Source organism: Amycolatopsis sp. cmx-4-61 (assembly GCF_046548775.1).
Taxonomy (GTDB): Bacteria; Actinomycetota; Actinomycetes; order Mycobacteriales; family Pseudonocardiaceae; genus Amycolatopsis.
Map to the genome: position 1 here is coordinate 253,404 of NZ_JAEBEI010000010.1, position 15,724 is coordinate 269,127.

A 15,724-nucleotide genomic window follows, 5' to 3' on the forward strand; every position below is an offset into this window, starting at 1 on the left:
CGAGTGCGGAGCGTAGTCGTACGGGCGTGCGTCTCATGGCGGTTCTCCAAGCGGCACGAGGCGGGGACGACGTGGTCTAGACCACATCGAATGTAACCCGGTGCGGGGAGAACCGCGCAGGCCCGAACGGCGGCAAGCGCTGTCCGAACGGACTGTTAACGCCCCGAGAACGTCGCCTTGCCCGGTCCGTCGGCCAGGAACGACTTCACGGCGTTGCGGAGATCCTCGGTCTCGAACAGCTCGGCCGCGATCGTCGTGATGTGCGCGTTCGCCTCGGGAACGCCGCCCGCGGCGAAGTGGTCCAGGACGCGCTTGGTCGCCGCGTGGGCACGCGTCGGGCCCTCGGCCAGCCGCCGGGTGAACGCCCGCGCCGCCTCGTCGAACCCCTCGTCCGGCAGGACGCGGTTGACGACGTTCCAGCGCTCGAGCGTCGCCGCGTCGTAGGTGTCGCCGGTCATCACGAACTCCTTGGCGCGCCCGACGCCGGCCCGCGCGGCCAGCCGCTGGGTGCCGCCCATGGTCGGCGTGAGCCCGACGACCTTCTCGACCAGCCCGAACTTCGCGCGCGAAGCGGCGAGGATGACATCGCAAGCCACGGCGACCTCGAACGCCCAGGTCAGGCACAGGCCGTGCGCGGCGAACACCGTCGGGAACGGCAGCGCCGCGATCCGGTCCGGCACCGCCAGCATCTCGTCGAAGAGCACCTTCGCCTCGGCGGGCGAGCCCTGGGCGTCGAACAGCGAGACGTCCACGCCGCCGCTGACGATCTTGCCTTCGGCGCGGATCAGCAGCGCCCGGGCGGGCTCGGCCTCCAGCTCGCCGATCGCCGAGGCGAGCGAGGACTGCAGCGAAGCCGTGTAGAGGTTCAACGGCGGAGCGTCGACGGTCAGGACGGCGAGCCCGCCGTCACGATCGAGGCGGACCTGCTGAGTCATGTTCACCCTGCTTCTTCGGCTTCGACGATGTCGTCCCAATACTGCTGGGCCTCGGGGCGCCAGTCGACGTGTTTGTGATGGAACAGTTCCGCCGCCTTCGTCCCGCTCCACTTCGCCGGGAGCAGCTCCGCCGGCAGCTGCGGGTCGAGGAACGGGAACCGCCGCCACTCGTGGACCAGCTCGGTCTGCGCGCGCAGCACCGCGCGGCCGCCGGTGGGGTGCAGGCCGGTGAACCGGTCGATGAAGTCCTCGTAGCGGTCCTTCAGGTCGGTCAGGTCCCAGGACCGGGCGACCATGGACTCCTGCTCGCCGACCTCGCCGTACGCGGCGGTGAACGACATGGCCTGGGCGTCGAGGCCGAGCTCGCTGACGATCTGCTGGGCCTCCCGCTGGCGCGACAGGTCCGGGCTGACCCACACGCCGGCCACGGGCGAGCCGAAGCCCGCCCAGGTCAGCCGGGTGCGCAGGCGGTGCCGCAGGTCGCGCTTGGCCTCCGGGACGGAGACGATCAGCATCAGCCACTGCCCGTTCCAGCGGCGTTCTTCGCGGCCGAACGCGTAGATCCGGTCGGCGCCCTCGGTCAGCAGGCGGCGCCCCGGCGGGGTCAGCGACCAGCGCACTCGGCGCCCGACGCGCTCGGAGACCACCCAGCCCTCGGCGGCGGAGCGGGCCAGCGCCTGGCGCGCCGACTTCTCCTCGATGTCGAGGATGCCCAGGACCTCGACGAGCATCGACGTCCAGACCGGCTTGTCGCGCGGCAGCGCGTACTCGCCGAGGACGGTCATCAGCAGCGACCGCGCGCTGGCGTGACTGACCTCCCGGCGGCGGCTCACGGTGGGCCGCGGCGCGGACGGGCGGCTTTCCCTCGGCTTCGGCCTGCGGCCGAGGGTGACCGGGGGAGCGGGCTCGCCCATGTTGTTCACCGACCTCACTGCGCTGCTGGACTGACAACCGAACAGGGTACCCACAGTGAGTGATCAAAGCGCCACGGGACACACACCGTCGGTGGTTTTGACCTTGATCTGACAGTTCACCACGAGGTCGTAGACTCGGCTACCTCATGAGTGCAACTCTCGTCGCGAAGGACCTGGCCGCGGGCCACGGTGACCGCACCCTCTTCTCCGGCCTCGATCTCGTCGTCGCGCCCGGGGACGTCGTCGGCCTGGTCGGGGTCAACGGCGCCGGCAAGTCCACGCTGCTGCGGACCCTCGCCGGGCTCGCGAAACCGGACAGCGGCGAGGTCCGGCTGAACCCGCCGGCCGCGACCGTCGGGCACCTGCCACAGGAGCCGGAACGGCGCGAAGGCGAGTCGGTGCGGGCCTTCCTGGCCCGGCGCACCGGCGTCTCGGCGGCGCAGGCCGAGCTCGACTCGGCGACTTCGGCCCTGACCGACGGTGCCGCGGGCGCGGACGACCTCTACGCGACCGCCCTGGACCGGTGGCTCGCCCTCGGCGGCGCCGACCTCGACGAGCGGGCCGCCGAAGTGGCCGCGGAGCTCGGCCTGGCGGTGGATCTGGACCAGCCGATGACGTCGCTGTCGGGCGGCCAGGCGGCGCGCGCGGGGCTCGCCTCCCTGCTCCTGAGCCGCTACGACGTCTTCCTGCTCGACGAGCCGACCAACGACCTCGACCTGGACGGCCTCGCGCGGCTCGAGCGGTTCGTGTCCGGCCTGCGCGCGGCGACGGTGCTGGTCAGCCACGACCGCGAGTTCCTGGCCAGGACGGTCGACCGCGTCGTCGAGCTGGACCTGGCCCAGCAGCAGGTGAACGTCTACGGCGGCGGGTACGAGGCGTACCTCGAGGAGCGCGAGGTCGCGCGCCGGCACGCGCGTGAGGACTACGAGGAGTACGCCGATACGAAGGCGTCCCTGGAAGCGCGGGGGCGGATGCAGCGGGCGTGGATGGAAAAGGGCGTCAAGAACGCCCGCCGGAAGCAGCCCGACAACGACAAGGCGGCGCGCAAGTTCCGCAGCGAGGCGACCGAGAAGCAGGCGTCGAAGGCCCGGCAGACCGACCGGATGATCGAGCGACTGGAGGTCGTCGAGGAGCCGCGCAAGGAGTGGGAGCTGCGGATGGAGATCGCCGCGGCCCCGCGCGCCGGTGCGGTGGTCGCGACCCTGCGCGGCGCGGTGGTGCGGCGCGGCGGGTTCACGCTGGGGCCGGTCGACCTGCAGATCGACTGGGCGGACAAGGTCGCGATCACCGGGGCGAACGGGTCGGGCAAGTCGACGCTCCTGGCGGCGCTGCTGGGCCGGATCGCGTTGGACGCGGGGGCCGCGGCCTTGGGGCCGGGTGTCGTGGTCGGCGAGGTCGACCAGGCGCGGCGGCTGTTCCTCGGTGACGTCCCGCTCGCTTCGGCGTTCGCGCGCGAGGTGCCGGAGCTCGCCGACGCGGAGGTCCGGACGCTCCTGGCCAAGTACGGCCTGAAGGCGGCGCACGTGCTGCGGTCGGCGGCGACGCTGTCGCCGGGGGAGCGCACGCGGGCGGCACTGGCGTTGTTGCAGGCGCGTGGGGTGAACCTGCTGGTCCTCGACGAGCCGACGAACCACCTGGACCTGCCGGCGATCGAGCAGCTGGAGGCGGCGCTGGACAGCTACCCGGGGACGCTCCTGCTGGTGACGCACGACCGCCGCATGCTCGACGCGGTGCACGTGACCCGCCGCCTGGAGGTCGACGGCGGCAAGGTCACCGAGCGGTGATCTTCCGCGAGGCAACGCCCGCGGACGCGGACTTCCTGACGGACGTGCTCGTGGCGGCGGTCAACTGGTCACCGGAGTGGAAGGAGAAGTCACGCCGCCGGGTGCTGGCGGCTCCGGACACCGGGCACTACATCGCGGGTTGGCCGCGTTCGGGCGATCTCGGGGTGGTGGCCGAGGCCGACGGGACGCCGGTCGGTGGTGCCTGGCTGCGCTTCTTCCCGGCTGATGATCCGGGGTACGGGTTCGTGGCCGGTGATGTCCCGGAGCTGACGATCGGGGTCGTTGCGGGTTGGCGTGGCCGGGGAGTGGGGCGCTCGTTGCTGCGGGCCGTCGAAGCCCGGGCTCGGGCCGCGGGGGTTCGGCGGATCAGCCTCAGCGTCGAGCGGGTGAACTTCGCTCAGCGGCTTTATCTCGCGGAGGGGTATGAGGTCGTGGGGGCGGGGTCGCGGGACTCGGACACCATGGTCAAGGTGCTTTGAGCGCTGCTCGCCGCCGGCTGTGGCGGGTGAGCGGTGCTCTCGAAGGAGAGCATGCCTGCCGGTTGGCGGTGAGCGGTGCTCTCGAGTTGGGGCAGTGCTTGCACGCGCGTGTGAGCGGTGCTCTCGAGTTGGCGCGGTGCTCGCAGTCGGGTGTGAGCAGTGCTCTCGAACGTGAGCACTGCCCGCCTCGGCAGCGAGAGCACTGCTCTCCGATGTGAGCACCGCACGCGCGCCCCAGGTGGTCACCGATCCAACACGAGAGCACTGCTCACCCCTTCGTCGCCCCTCCTGTCAGGCCCTTCACGAACTGTTTCTGCAGCGCCAGATAGAAAATCAACACCGGCAAAGTCGCCAGGAACATCAACGCGAAAACGCTCCCCAGATCCGCCTGGTACTGCCCGATCGACCGATAGATCCCCGTCGTGATCGTCGTGCCCTGGCTCGGGCCCAGGATGATCAGCGGGTCGATGAAGTCATTCCAGATCCACACGCCCAGGAAGATCAACACCGACGCCGTGGCCGGGCGCAGCAGGGGGAACACCACTCGCCAGAACACCTGCATGCGGCTCGCCCCGTCCAGCAGCGCCGCCTCCTCCAGCTCCACCGGCACCCCGCGGATGAACCCCGTGAACACGAACACCCCGAACGGCACGTAGTACCCGACGTTGAACAGGATCAGCCCCTGCAGCGTCGCCATCAGGTGCGTCACCCGCAGGACGTCGGTGATCGGGATCAAGATCACCTGCGGCGGGATCATCAACCCCGCCAGCAGCACCAGCGTCAGCACCTTCGTCCACCGCTTGCCCGAGCGCGCCAGGTAGTGGCCCAGCATCGCCGACAGGACCGTCAGCACCAGGATCGACAACACCGTCACCACGACGCTGTTCGCCAGGCTGACCCAGAACAGCCCGTCCGGGCGGGTCAGCACCGCCCGGATGTTCGCCAGCGTCGGCGGCACCGGCAGCGACGCCGGTGACTTCGCGATCAGGGAACCGTCCTTGACCACGTTGGCCAGCACCAAGTACAACGGGACGAAGAACACCGCGCTCACGAGCAGGGCAACCGCGGGGCGCAGCCAGGCGCGGGTCACAGGTCCACCTCCCGGCGGCGCAGGAAGTTGAGCACCACCGTCGTCACCACCGCCACGATCACCAGCATCAGCACGGCCATCGCGGACGCGTAGCCGACGTGGTTCGAGTCGAACCCGGTCTGGAGGACGTCGAACGCGATCGTCGCCGTCGCTCCGGAACCCGGGCCGCCGTTGGTGATCACCTTGACGTTGTCGTAGGTCTTGAACGCCGAAATCAGCAGCACCACCGTGTTGATCGTCAGCGACGGCGCCAGCAGCGGCCACGTCACCGCGCGGAACCGGCGCAGCGGTCCGGCGCCGTCGATCTCCGCCGCCTCCAGCAACTCGGCCGGCACGCCCTGGAGACCGGCCAGGTAGACGACCACGCAAAACCCCAGCATCTGCCAGCACACGATCGACGCCACCGAGTACAACGCCACGTCCGGATCGGACAGCCAGCCCGGCGGGTGGGAGACACCCCACGCGCGTAGCAAGCCGTTCAGCGGCCCCCGGTCGTCGAGCAGGCGCGACCAGACGATCGACACCACGACCGAACTCAGGATCACCGGTGTGAAGAACACGCTCCGCAAAGTGTTGTACAGCCAGCCTTTCCGGTCCAGCAGCAACGCCACGCCGAGGCCGAGGACATTGGGGACGATCACCACGATCACCGTCAGGACCGTGGTCACCCGCAGAGCGGTGAGGAACTGCGCATCGGTGAACAGCAGCCGGTAGTTGTCCAGGCCGACGAACTTCACCGGCGGGTTGAACGGGTTGTAGTTCGTCAGGCTGTAGCCGAAGCTGATCAGGATCGGTGCCAGCACGAAACACAGGTACACGAGCACACCCGGCGCGCCGAACGACGCGAAGTGCGCCAGCCGCGGCAGAACCGGGCGTCGGCGGGCGGTGGCAGCCGAGGGCGGGGACGGGCGCGAAATGACGGCGGTCAAGGACGTCAGCCCGCCTTCGCCCACTCGGTGTCCAGGAACGCGCACGCCTCCGCCACGGACTTGCGGCCGGTGATGACGTCCTGGGCGGCCTGGTCGACCTTGTCCTTCATCCCGGGCAGCAACCCGTCGTCCGCGGTCTCCCAGCGGAACGCGTGCACCACGGCGTTCTCCTGCACCGCCCGGGTGTACAGGTCGTAGCCCGCCTTGAACGTCGCCCCGACGTCGGGCGGCGGCGTGTACCCCTTGATCGCCGGGAACAGGCCGTCGGCCTTCACCGAGGCGTCCAGCTGGTCCTTGTCGAGCTGGAAGCCGAGGGCGAACTTCCGGGCCGCGTCGAGGTTCGCGGCCTTCGCGTTGACGATCATCCCGCCGCCGGTGTAGGCCGGGACGACGAGCTTGCCGTCCTCGGTGGGGAAGTCGAACACGCCCACCTCGAAGTCGTGCTTCTTCGCATCGGCGTTGGCCGAAAACCAGTTGCCCATCGGGTACATCGCGCTCTGGCCGTCCAGGAACGCCTGCTCGGTCGCGGCGTAGTCGCGGGACACGCTGGTCCTGTCCACGTACCCCTTCGCCGCGAGGTCGGCGAGCTTCGAGAACGCGTGCTGGAACGCGGGATCGGCGAACTTCACCTTGCCCTGGCGGCGCTGGGTCAGCCAGTCCGGCACCGTGTCGTAGACCTCGGTGCTCACCAGGCCGGAGAGGATCATCGACGACGGGAAGCCGTCCTTGCCGCCGCCGATGGTGAACGGCGAGAAACCCTTGTCCTTGAGCTTGCCGGCGTCGGCGACGAGCTCGTCCCACGTCTTCGGGGGCGCCGCGATGCCCGCGTCGGCGAACATCTTCTTGTTGTAGTAGACCGGCGGGATGGTCTGGGTGTTCGCCGGCAGCTGGTAGTACTTGCCGTTGACCGGGTTGGCCTGCGGGAACTGGAAGTCCTTCAGCTCGTCCGGCGTCCAGGCGTAGAGGTTGCCCGCTTCGGCGAAGCCGGCCGAGTCGACGGCGATCATCACGTCCGGGAACTGGCCGGACTGCAGGAGCTGCTTCGCGTACGACGTCCGCCCGTCGGCGGTCGGCGCGACGAGCTTCTTCACCTTGATCCCCGGGTTCTTGTCGGTGACGCGCTTGATCGCGGCGTCCCAGTAGGCCGGGGTGAGGTTCGGGGTTTCGAACGTCAGGAAGGTGATCTCCGCGCCGCTGCCGCCGGCGTTCGACCCGACCGAGCACGCGCTCACCGCCAGGAGCGCCGCCGCTCCCAGCGCCAGGGACCTTCTCATGTCCAGCCACCTTCCTCGACCCACCATATGTGATGTATGACGCATTTCATCGGACCTATTCGATGATGTCAACCACCAGGAGGCCGCGAAACGCCGAAGAAGGCGAAATAGATCAGATCTTTAGGCGGTCTAGGCGGACGACGGCGCTGGCGAAGTCGCCGGCGGGCAGGTCGAGGGGGAGCCCGCGGGCGAGCAGCACGGCCCCGCTGTGCGTGCGGCCCGAATCCGGATCGCGGTACCGCGCGGCCGGGTCGAGGCCGTCGAGCCGCAGCGGCCGGTCCGGCGCGTTGAAGTGCGCGGCCTGCCGGTACGCGAACACGACGACGCGATCGCCGTGCACGTACTCCAGCGCGGTCACGCCGTCGTCGACCGGCGGCCGCAGCCGGTACAGCGCGCCGTGCTGCACGACCGGCCGGATGTCCTTGTACAGCGCCACGAGGTCGCGGGCGAGCGCGAGGTCGTCGCCGGGCCAGTGCAGGATGTCGCTGCCGAGGCCGAGCACGCCCGCCATGGCGACGTGGAAGCGGAACCGAAGCGGCACCGACCGGGCCGTCACGAAGTTCGGGTTGTCCGTGACCCACGCCGACATCGCGCGCGCCGGGTAGAGCTGGCCGTAGCCGTGCTGGATCCGCAGCCGGTCGAGCGCATCGGTGTTGTCGGAGGTCCAGACCTGGTCGGTCCGGGCGAGCACGCCGAGGTCGATCCGCCCGCCACCGCCCGCGCACGATTCGACCCGCAGGTCCGGGTGGTCCGCGCGCAGCCGGTCGAGCAGCGCGTACACCGCGCGCGTGTGCTCGACCCACAACCGGTCCTGGTCGCGTTCGCCCGGCCAGCCCGCTTCGCTGAACGGCCGGTTCATGTCCCACTTGAGGAAGTCCACGCCCTGCTCGCCGACGAGCCGGTCGAGCCAGTCGTGCGCCCAGGCGGCCACGTCCGGGCGGGCGAAGTTGAGCACCAGTTGCCGCCGCAGTTCCGAGCGGCGCCGGTGCGGGTGGTGCAGCACCCAGTCCGGGTGCGCGCGGTAGAGGTCGCTGTCGGGGTTGACCATCTCGGGCTCGACCCAGAGGCCGAACTTCAGGCCGAGACCGTGCACCGCGTCGGCCAGTGGCTTGAGCCCGTCGGGGAAGCGCGCGCGGTTGACGTGCCAGTCGCCGAGCCCGGCGTGGTCGCCGGTGCGGGCGCCGAACCAGCCGTCGTCCAGCACGAACAGCTCGACTCCGAGCGCCGCCGCCCGTTCGGCGAGGGCCCGCTGCCCGGCCTCGGTGACGTCGAACCCGGTGGCTTCCCAGGAGTTGTAGAGCACCGGACGCAGCTCGCCCGGGTGCGGCAGGACGTGCGCGAGGGTGTACGCGTGCCACGCGCGGCTGGCCGCGCCGAACCCGCCGTCGGTGTAGAGCCCGGCGGAAACGGGCGTCACGAGCGGGCGGCCGGGGCCGACGCGGTGGACGACGCCGTCCTGGCCGAACCCGCCGCTCACCGTCAGCCGGCCGGTCGACGAGCGCGTGGTGGTCAGCCGCCACGACCCGCTCCAGGCCAGCGCGACGCCGTAGACCTCGCCGTGGCGCTCGGTCGCCGTGCCGTCGTCGACCATCACCCACGGATTGGCGTGGTGACTGGTGATCCCGCGTCGGCTGCCGAACACGGTCTCCCCGTGCGGCACCGGCGTCCGGAGCAACTGGGTTTCCGCCGCCCAGCGGCCGGTGACGTGGCTGAGCCGGTAGTCATCGAAGACCGGCAGTGCCCAGGTGGCCGAATCGGCGCGGACGACTTCGACGTCGGTGCCGGCGTTCAGCTCGGTCCAGCGTTCGAGGACCGCGCCGCGCAGGCGGTAGTGCAGGGTGATCCGCAGCGAGTAGTGCCGATCCGCGAACACCAGCCGCAGGTGATCGGCCGTGCTTTCGTGGTGCTCGTACCGCCATTCGAGGGCCCGCGTCCCGTCGGCGAAGCGGACCTGCAGGGCGGGTGTCCAGTACCGGGTGCCGCCGTCGACGGCGAGTTCGGCGAGTCCCTCGTTCGGGTCGTTGAAGCCGTCCCACCAGGGAAGCGCTTCCCCGGTCAGCTCGGCGACGGCGGCTTCGGGCAGCGCGGGTCCCCAGTAGACGTGCGCCGGGACGTCGTCTTCGCCGAGCCGCAACGCGTACGTGCTCGAGTCCCCGGTGAGCACCCAGGTGCGGTGTTCCTCGAGGAAGCTGATCCCGGCCATGCGGGACATCCTGCTCACCGGCGCGGCCGCCGCCAAGGGATGTCCCGCTCACCGGTCACGGGCGGTCGGTGAGGTAGCCGCCCATCACCTTGAAGTACTCGGCCGCGGGCAGGTCGGTCCCGTCGGCGGTGCGGACGCGCTCGACGAGCAGGCCGGGGGACTGCCCGCGGCGGGCGTCCGGCCCGGCGACGATCACCACGCCGTCGCCTTCCCGGATGAAGATCCGGCCCGGTGTGCCGCCGTAGTGCCCCTGCGACACCGACGCCTTCAGTATCCGCAGCTCCTGGCCGCGGTGGTGGGTGAACGCGTTCGGGTACGGGTCCGAGAGGGCGCGCACGAACCGCTCGAGGTCGGCGGGCGGCAGCGTCCAGTCGATCAGGCTGTCGCGCTTGGCCCGCTTGTGGAAGAAGCTGGCCTTCGACCGGTCCTGCGGCACCGGCGTGTAGCCGGTCTCGATCAGGGAGATGGCTTCGGCGGTGATCGGCGCGATGAGGTCGACCGTGCGGTGGAAGAGATCGGTCGTCGTGTCGGCCGGCCCGACCGGGATCGCGCGCTGCAGCACGATGTCTCCGGCGTCGAGTTCGCCGTCCATCATGTGGGCGGTGACGCCGACCTCCGGCTCGCCGTTGAGCAGGGCCCAGATGAGCGGCGAGAACCCGGCGTACGCGGGCAGCAGCGAGTCGTGGATGTTCAGGGTGCCGTGGCGCGGCAGCTCGAAGATCTCCGGCGGCAGCCAGGTCCGCCAGTTGTTCGCCACGATCAGGTCGAGGTCCGCGGCCTTGAGCTCGGCCGGCAACTCGGCGTCGTCCGGGCGGTTGCGCAGCAGGACGCGGATGCCGTGCGCCTCGGCGAGGTCGGCGACCGAGTCGGCCCAGATCCGCTCGTAGGCGTGGTCACTCCTCGGGTGGGTGACCACGAGGGCGACCTCGTGGCCGGCGTCGATGAGCGCCTGGAGGGTCCGGTGCCCCCAGGTCTGGTAGCCGAACATCGCCACGCGCATTCGAGAGTGCCTTTCATGATCGGGGACGAACATCACCACGAACGTACTAGGACAGGCTGGCCTAAGTTAGGTTAGGGTTCCCTGAACCGTACCGGAGCGCGCGAGGGAGCAAGATGACTGCAGAGGTCCCGATCTACGACATCGTCGGCGTGGGCTTCGGGCCGTCGAACCTCGCCCTCGCGATCGCCCTCGCCGAGCACAACGCCGGCTCCGGCGAGCCGGTGACCGCGCACTTCCTCGAGCGCCAGCCCCGGTTCGGCTGGCACCGCGGCATGCTCATCGACACGGCGACCATGCAGGTGTCGTTCCTCAAGGACCTGGTCACCATGCGGAACCCGACCAGCGAGTTCAGCTTCCTCAACTACCTGCACGCCGCCGGGCGGCTGGTCGACTTCATCAACCACAAGAACCTCTTCCCGCTGCGCGTGGAGTTCCACGACTACTTCGAGTGGGCGGCGGCGAAGGTCGACGACGTCGTTTCCTACGGCACCGAGGTCGTCTCGGTGACGCCGGTGTACGACGGCCCCGAGGTCGCGTACTTCGACGTCGAGGCGTCGGACGGCTCGTCGCTGCGGGCGCGCAACCTCGTGGTGGGCACCGGGTTGCGGCCGCAGCTGCCCGAGGGGGTCACCGCCGGGCCGCAGATCTGGCACAACAGCGAGCTGCTGTTCCGGGTGGACGCCCTGCGCGCGGCCGACCCGAAGCGGTTCGTCGTCGTCGGCGCGGGCCAGAGCGCGGCCGAGGTCGCGGCGCTGCTGCACGACGAGTTCCCGCGCGCCGAAGTGTGCGCGGTGTTCGCCCGCTACGGCTACAGCCCGGCCGACGACAGCTCGTTCGCGAACCGCATCTTCGACCCCGAGGCGGTGGACCAGTTCTACCGCGCGGGGGAGCCGGTGAAGGACCGCCTGATGCGCTACCACGGCGCGACGAACTATTCGGCAGTCGACCTCGACCTGATCGACGAGCTCTACCGCCGGGTCTACCGCGAGAAGGTCCTCGGCGTGGAACGGTTGCGGCTGTTCAACGTCTCGCGCCCGGTCGAGGTGACCGACGCGGGCACGGTGACGGTCGAGTCGTTGACGACGGGCGCGCAGACGGTCCTGGCCGCCGACGCGGTCGTCTACGCCACCGGCTACCGGCCCGCGGACCCGACACCGCTGCTCGGCGAGCTGGGCGCGCGGTGCCTGCGCGACGGGTCCGGCCGCCTGCGCGTCGAACGCGACTACCGGATCACGACGGACTTCCCCCTGCGCGGCGGGATCTACCTGCAGGGCGGCACCGAGCACACGCACGGGATCACGTCGTCGCTGCTGTCGAACACCGCGGTGCGGGTGGGCGAGATCCTGCAGTCCGTGGTGGACCGCAGGATCGTCGCCGAGCCGGTGGGGGAGTACGCGATCAGCGGGCGCTGAGCTGCTCCCGCAGGATGTCGCCGTGGCCGGTGTGGCGGGCGAACTCCTCGATCAGGAACAGGTAGATGAAGCGGAGGGTGACCTCGCCGACGACCGGGTGCGTCCACCGGTCGTCGAGCGAGCGGCCGGCCGCGATCTCGCGCGAGCGGGCACTGGCGCGCTCGTATTCGGCGATGACGTCGTCGACGGTTTCGTCGTCGCCGACGGCGAAACTGGCGTCCCCGGGCGTCGAGGGCCCGTCGATCTCGGCCTCGTCCAGCCCGGCGACCAGCCACTGGAACCACCGGCGCTCGGCGACGGCGGCGTGCTTGACCAGGGCGATCGGCGTGGTCAGGGACGGCACCAGCCGTTGCCTGGCCTCGGTTTCCGACAGCCCGCGCGTGTTCTCGACGAGCGCTCGGCGGTTGCGGTCCAGCATGGCCTCCAGCAGTTCGCGCTCGGAGCCGGTGGTCTTTTCGGGCAGCGCATACACGGCAGTCAGCTTTCTCGGTGGGGGTCCGGCCGGATGGGCCTCGGGACGGTGAGGCGGGCCGGGCCCCAGGATAGCGCTAGCCGGCCGGCGCGAGGTGGTGGCGGCTGATCTTGGCGATCCGGTTTCCGCGGCGGCCGGCTCAAGCGCCCCAAGGCGGCCTTCGGTGCGTCAGACGCACCCAAGGCGGCCTTCGGTGCGTCAGACGCAACCAAGGCCACATTGGGGCGCTTGGGACCCGGTGGTACTAGCCGGCCGGCGCCGGGTGGTGGCGGCTGATCGGGATGACCAGCGGGGTGCCGCTCACCGGGTCCGGGGTCACCTGGCAGCGGACGTCGAACACCTCGTCGACGAGCTCCGCCGTGATCACCGACGCCGGTTCGCCCGCGGCGGCCACGCGGCCCGCCTTCATCGCGATCACGTGGTCGGCGTAGCGGCACGCCTGCGGGAGGTCGTGCAGGACCATCACCACCGTGCGGCCCTCCGCGCGGTTGAGGTCGACGACCAGGTCGAGCACGTCGATCTGGTGGGCCAGGTCCAGGTACGTCGTCGGCTCGTCGAGCAGCAGCACCGGCGTGCTCTGGGCGACCGCCATCGCGATCCACGCGCGCTGGCGCTGGCCGCCGGACAGCTCGTCCACCGGGCGGTCGGCCAGCTCGGTCATCGAAGTCGCTGCCAGGGCCGCGCGCACCGCGTCTTCGTCCGATGTGGACCACTGGCGCCACCAGCTCTGGTGCGGGGCGCGGCCGCGGCCGACGAGGTCGGCCACCGTCATGCCCTCCGGCGCCACCGGCGACTGCGGCAGGATGCCGAGCCGCTGGGCGACCTGGCGGGTCGGCAGGTCGTGGATCGACCGGCCGTCCAGGTACACCCCGCCGGCCTTCGGCGTGAGCAGCCGGGCCAGCGTGCGCAGCAGGGTCGACTTCCCGCACGCGTTCGGGCCGACGATCGCGGTGATCTTCCCCGGCGGGATGTCGAGGTCGAGGCCGTCGATGACGACCCGGTCGTCGTAGGCGACGCGCAGGTCCTGCACGCGCAGGGACGGTGTCATCTTCTCAGCCTCCGGAGCCGGATCGGTTGGCCCTGGCCAGCAGCCAGAGCAGCAGCGGGGCGCCGAGCGCGCCGGTCACGATGCCGACCGGCAGCGGGGACGCCGTGAGCGTGCGGGCCAGGATGTCGCTGCCCAGGACGACGACCGCGCCGGTGAGCGCGGACGCGGTGAGCGGCGGGGACGCCTGGCGCGCCAGGCGCTGCGCGATCTGCGGTGCGGTGAGCGCGACGAACGAGACCGGGCCCGCGGACGCCGTCGCGAAGGCCACCAGCCCGGCGCCGGCCAGCAGCAGCCCCAGCCGCACCGGCTGCACCGGCGTGCCGAGCCCGGCCGCCACGTCGTCGCCGAGCTGCAGGGTGCGCATCCAGCGCGACAGGGCCAGCACCAGCGGCAGCAGCACCGCCAGGGCGCCGGCCAGCGGGACGACGTGGTCCCAGCCGCGGTTGGCGAGGTTGCCGACGAGCCAGCCGATCGACGCCTGCGCTTCGGTGATCTGCGCGCGGCTGAGCAGGTAGTCGGTCAGGCTGGTGCACATGGCGAAGATCCCGATGCCCACCAGGATGATCCGGTAACCGGTGGTCCCGCGCCGCCACGCGAGCGCGTACACGAGCAGGCCGGTCAGCAGCCCGCCCAGCAGGCCGAGCGTGGTGGTGCCGAGGCCGCCGCCGAAGCCGAAGGAGATCCCGGCGACGACGGCGGTGGCCGCGCCCGCGTTGATGCCGATCATGTCCGGGCCGGCCAGCGGGTTGCGGGTGATGGTCTGGAACACCGCACCGGACGCGCCGAACGCGAGCCCGGCCAGGAGCCCGGTCAGCGCCCGCGGCAGCCGCAGTTCCCGCACGATGTAGCCGGTCCCGCTGTCGCCGCCGCCCAACACCGCGGAGAGGACGTCGGACACGCTCAGCGGGACGTCGCCGATCGTCGTGCCCACGCAGAACAACGCGAACGCGAGCACGGCGAGCACGAGCGAGACGGCCACGAGCCGGAGCCGGACCTGCCCGGACACCGCGGGTTTCGCGAGGCGGAAGGTGACGCGGCCGCGCCGCACCTGCAGCAGGCTCATCAGGACTCCACCAGCTTGCGGCGGCGGACCAGCCAGATGAAGAAGGGCGCGCCGAGGAACGCGACGATCACGCCGGCGCGGACCTCGCCGGGCCGCGCCGCGACCCGGCCGAGGATGTCGGCGGCCAGCAGCAGGCACGGGGAAAGGACCGCGGTGTAGGGCAGCAGCCACCGGTGGTCGGGCCCGATGACGAACCGCACGGCGTGCGGGACGATCAGGCCGAGGAACACGATCGGCCCGGCGACCGCGACGGACGCGCCGGTCAGGAGCGTGACGGCCAGCGCGCCGCGCAGCCGCAGCGGGCCGAGCCGCCGTCCGAGCGCGACCGCGACGTCGTCGCCGAGCGCGAGGCTGTTCAACGCCGGCCCGCTCGTGATCGCCAGGACCACGCCGGCGAGCAGGAACGGCAGGATCCGCAGCAGCGAACCGCTGTCGACACCGGCGAGCGAGCCGGCCGACCAGAAGCGGAACCGGTTGAGCGCCACCGGGTCCGACAGCACCATCGCGCTGGTGAACGAGCCGAGCAACGCCGTGACGGCGGCCCCGGCGAGGGCGAGCTTGACCGGGCTCGAGCCCGCGCGGCCGCGGGTGCCGAGGAAGTAGACGACCGCGGTCGCGGCGAGCGCGCCGGCGAACGCGAACCAGATGTAGCCGTAGAGGGAACCGACGCCGAGCACGGTGATCGAGAAGACGATGGCGAACGCGGTCCCGGCGCTGATCCCGAGCAGTCCCGGCTCGGCCAGCGGGTTGCGGGTCAGCGCCTGCATGAGGGTGCCGGCGAGGCCGAGCGCGGCGCCGACCAGGACGGCCAGGAACGTGCGCGGCAACCGGACACTGTGGATGATCACGGCGTCGGCCGAGCCGTCGTCGTGCCACAGCACCTGCCAGACGGCGGCGAACGAAATCTCCTTCGACCCCAGCCAGACACTCAACAGGCACAGGAAAACCAGGACGCCGAAAGCGGCCAGCAGACCGAGTGCGCGGCCCGTGTGTGGCGGGCGTCGCTCGAGAGCGATGCCTCCGGGGTCTGTTCGCACCGCACCTCCGACTGGTACTGATTTAGGTAAGGCTAACCGATGGTACAGGAGTGCATCCTCACCATCCGTTTGTTAGGGTCACCT

14 protein-coding genes are annotated in these 15,724 nt (G+C 71.0%); 3 read left to right on the top strand and 11 right to left on the bottom strand.

Annotated features, from left to right (window positions below; genetic code table 11):
• Window positions 1-155: 155 nt before the first annotated feature.
• Both ACLJOU_RS27340 and ACLJOU_RS27345 read right to left on the bottom strand, forming a co-directional pair.
• Window positions 156-935: an enoyl-CoA hydratase/isomerase family protein gene (locus tag ACLJOU_RS27340; protein WP_410571090.1), complete on the bottom strand. Its 780-nt coding sequence runs from the start codon at window positions 933-935 to the stop codon at window positions 156-158.
• A 2-nt stretch (window positions 936-937) separates the two neighbouring features.
• Window positions 938-1,849: a PaaX family transcriptional regulator C-terminal domain-containing protein gene (locus ACLJOU_RS27345; RefSeq protein WP_410571092.1), complete on the bottom strand. Its 912-nt coding sequence runs from the start codon at window positions 1,847-1,849 to the stop codon at window positions 938-940.
• Between the two features lie 146 nt (window positions 1,850-1,995).
• Between ACLJOU_RS27345 and ACLJOU_RS27350 the strand changes: the two genes are divergently transcribed.
• Together ACLJOU_RS27350 and ACLJOU_RS27355 are read left to right on the top strand one after the other, a co-directional pair.
• Entirely contained in the window at window positions 1,996-3,633 is a 1,638-nt protein-coding gene (locus ACLJOU_RS27350; RefSeq protein ID WP_410571094.1) for an ABC-F family ATP-binding cassette domain-containing protein, read from the top strand.
• Complete coding sequence (locus ACLJOU_RS27355; protein ID WP_410571096.1) at window positions 3,630-4,112, top strand: GNAT family N-acetyltransferase; 483 nt, start codon at window positions 3,630-3,632, stop codon at window positions 4,110-4,112. Before ACLJOU_RS27350 ends, ACLJOU_RS27355 begins: the two co-directional genes overlap by 4 nt.
• Window positions 4,113-4,380: 268 nt before the next feature.
• On the opposite strand, the gene ACLJOU_RS27360 is transcribed toward ACLJOU_RS27355, so the two are convergent.
• From ACLJOU_RS27360 to ACLJOU_RS27380, 5 genes are all read right to left on the bottom strand, one after another.
• On the bottom strand, window positions 4,381-5,202 hold the full coding sequence (locus ACLJOU_RS27360) for a carbohydrate ABC transporter permease (protein WP_410571098.1): 822 nt from the start codon (window positions 5,200-5,202) through the stop codon (window positions 4,381-4,383).
• Window positions 5,199-6,155, bottom strand: a complete 957-nt coding sequence (locus ACLJOU_RS27365; RefSeq protein ID WP_410571100.1) for a carbohydrate ABC transporter permease — start codon at window positions 6,153-6,155, stop codon at window positions 5,199-5,201. Before ACLJOU_RS27365 ends, ACLJOU_RS27360 begins: the two co-directional genes overlap by 4 nt.
• Window positions 6,137-7,405: an extracellular solute-binding protein gene (locus tag ACLJOU_RS27370; protein ID WP_410571102.1), complete on the bottom strand. Its 1,269-nt coding sequence runs from the start codon at window positions 7,403-7,405 to the stop codon at window positions 6,137-6,139. Before ACLJOU_RS27370 ends, ACLJOU_RS27365 begins: the two co-directional genes overlap by 19 nt.
• 112 nt (window positions 7,406-7,517) lie before the next feature.
• Window positions 7,518-9,608: an alpha-galactosidase gene (locus ACLJOU_RS27375; protein WP_410571103.1), complete on the bottom strand. Its 2,091-nt coding sequence runs from the start codon at window positions 9,606-9,608 to the stop codon at window positions 7,518-7,520.
• A 55-nt stretch (window positions 9,609-9,663) separates the two neighbouring features.
• Complete coding sequence (locus tag ACLJOU_RS27380; protein ID WP_410571105.1) at window positions 9,664-10,608, bottom strand: methionyl-tRNA formyltransferase; 945 nt, start codon at window positions 10,606-10,608, stop codon at window positions 9,664-9,666.
• 113 nt (window positions 10,609-10,721) lie between these two features.
• Between ACLJOU_RS27380 and ACLJOU_RS27385 the strand changes: the two genes are divergently transcribed.
• Window positions 10,722-12,020, top strand: coding sequence for a lysine N(6)-hydroxylase/L-ornithine N(5)-oxygenase family protein (locus ACLJOU_RS27385; RefSeq protein ID WP_410571107.1), 1,299 nt, complete (start codon window positions 10,722-10,724; stop codon window positions 12,018-12,020).
• Here the strand turns inward: ACLJOU_RS27385 and ACLJOU_RS27390 are convergent.
• From ACLJOU_RS27390 to ACLJOU_RS27405, 4 genes are all read right to left on the bottom strand, one after another.
• Window positions 12,007-12,492 carry a DinB family protein gene (locus tag ACLJOU_RS27390; protein WP_410571108.1) on the bottom strand — a complete coding sequence of 162 codons (486 nt, stop codon included), beginning with the start codon at window positions 12,490-12,492 and terminating at the stop codon, window positions 12,007-12,009. The genes ACLJOU_RS27385 and ACLJOU_RS27390 overlap by 14 nt on opposite strands.
• 244 nt (window positions 12,493-12,736) lie before the next feature.
• The gene (locus ACLJOU_RS27395) at window positions 12,737-13,540 is read right to left on the bottom strand and encodes an ABC transporter ATP-binding protein (RefSeq protein ID WP_410571110.1); all 804 of its coding nucleotides are present in this window, start codon (window positions 13,538-13,540) and stop codon (window positions 12,737-12,739) included.
• A 4-nt stretch (window positions 13,541-13,544) separates the two neighbouring features.
• Complete coding sequence (locus ACLJOU_RS27400) at window positions 13,545-14,603, bottom strand: FecCD family ABC transporter permease (RefSeq protein ID WP_410571111.1); 1,059 nt, start codon at window positions 14,601-14,603, stop codon at window positions 13,545-13,547.
• Window positions 14,603-15,640, bottom strand: coding sequence for a FecCD family ABC transporter permease (locus ACLJOU_RS27405; protein WP_410571113.1), 1,038 nt, complete (start codon window positions 15,638-15,640; stop codon window positions 14,603-14,605). Before ACLJOU_RS27405 ends, ACLJOU_RS27400 begins: the two co-directional genes overlap by 1 nt.
• Window positions 15,641-15,724 lie beyond the last annotated feature (84 nt).

Coding starts and splice junctions, on each gene's coding strand:
- ACLJOU_RS27340 (WP_410571090.1), bottom strand. CDS start 935: ATGACTCAGCAGGTCCGCCTCGATCGTGACGGCGGGCTCGCCGTCCTG.
- ACLJOU_RS27345 (WP_410571092.1), bottom strand. CDS start 1,849: ATGGGCGAGCCCGCTCCCCCGGTCACCCTCGGCCGCAGGCCGAAGCCG.
- ACLJOU_RS27350 (WP_410571094.1), top strand. CDS start 1,996: ATGAGTGCAACTCTCGTCGCGAAGGACCTGGCCGCGGGCCACGGTGAC.
- ACLJOU_RS27370 (WP_410571102.1), bottom strand. CDS start 7,405: ATGAGAAGGTCCCTGGCGCTGGGAGCGGCGGCGCTCCTGGCGGTGAGC.
- ACLJOU_RS27375 (WP_410571103.1), bottom strand. CDS start 9,608: ATGGCCGGGATCAGCTTCCTCGAGGAACACCGCACCTGGGTGCTCACC.
- ACLJOU_RS27380 (WP_410571105.1), bottom strand. CDS start 10,608: ATGCGCGTGGCGATGTTCGGCTACCAGACCTGGGGGCACCGGACCCTC.
- ACLJOU_RS27385 (WP_410571107.1), top strand. CDS start 10,722: ATGACTGCAGAGGTCCCGATCTACGACATCGTCGGCGTGGGCTTCGGG.
- ACLJOU_RS27395 (WP_410571110.1), bottom strand. CDS start 13,540: ATGACACCGTCCCTGCGCGTGCAGGACCTGCGCGTCGCCTACGACGAC.
- ACLJOU_RS27400 (WP_410571111.1), bottom strand. CDS start 14,603: ATGAGCCTGCTGCAGGTGCGGCGCGGCCGCGTCACCTTCCGCCTCGCG.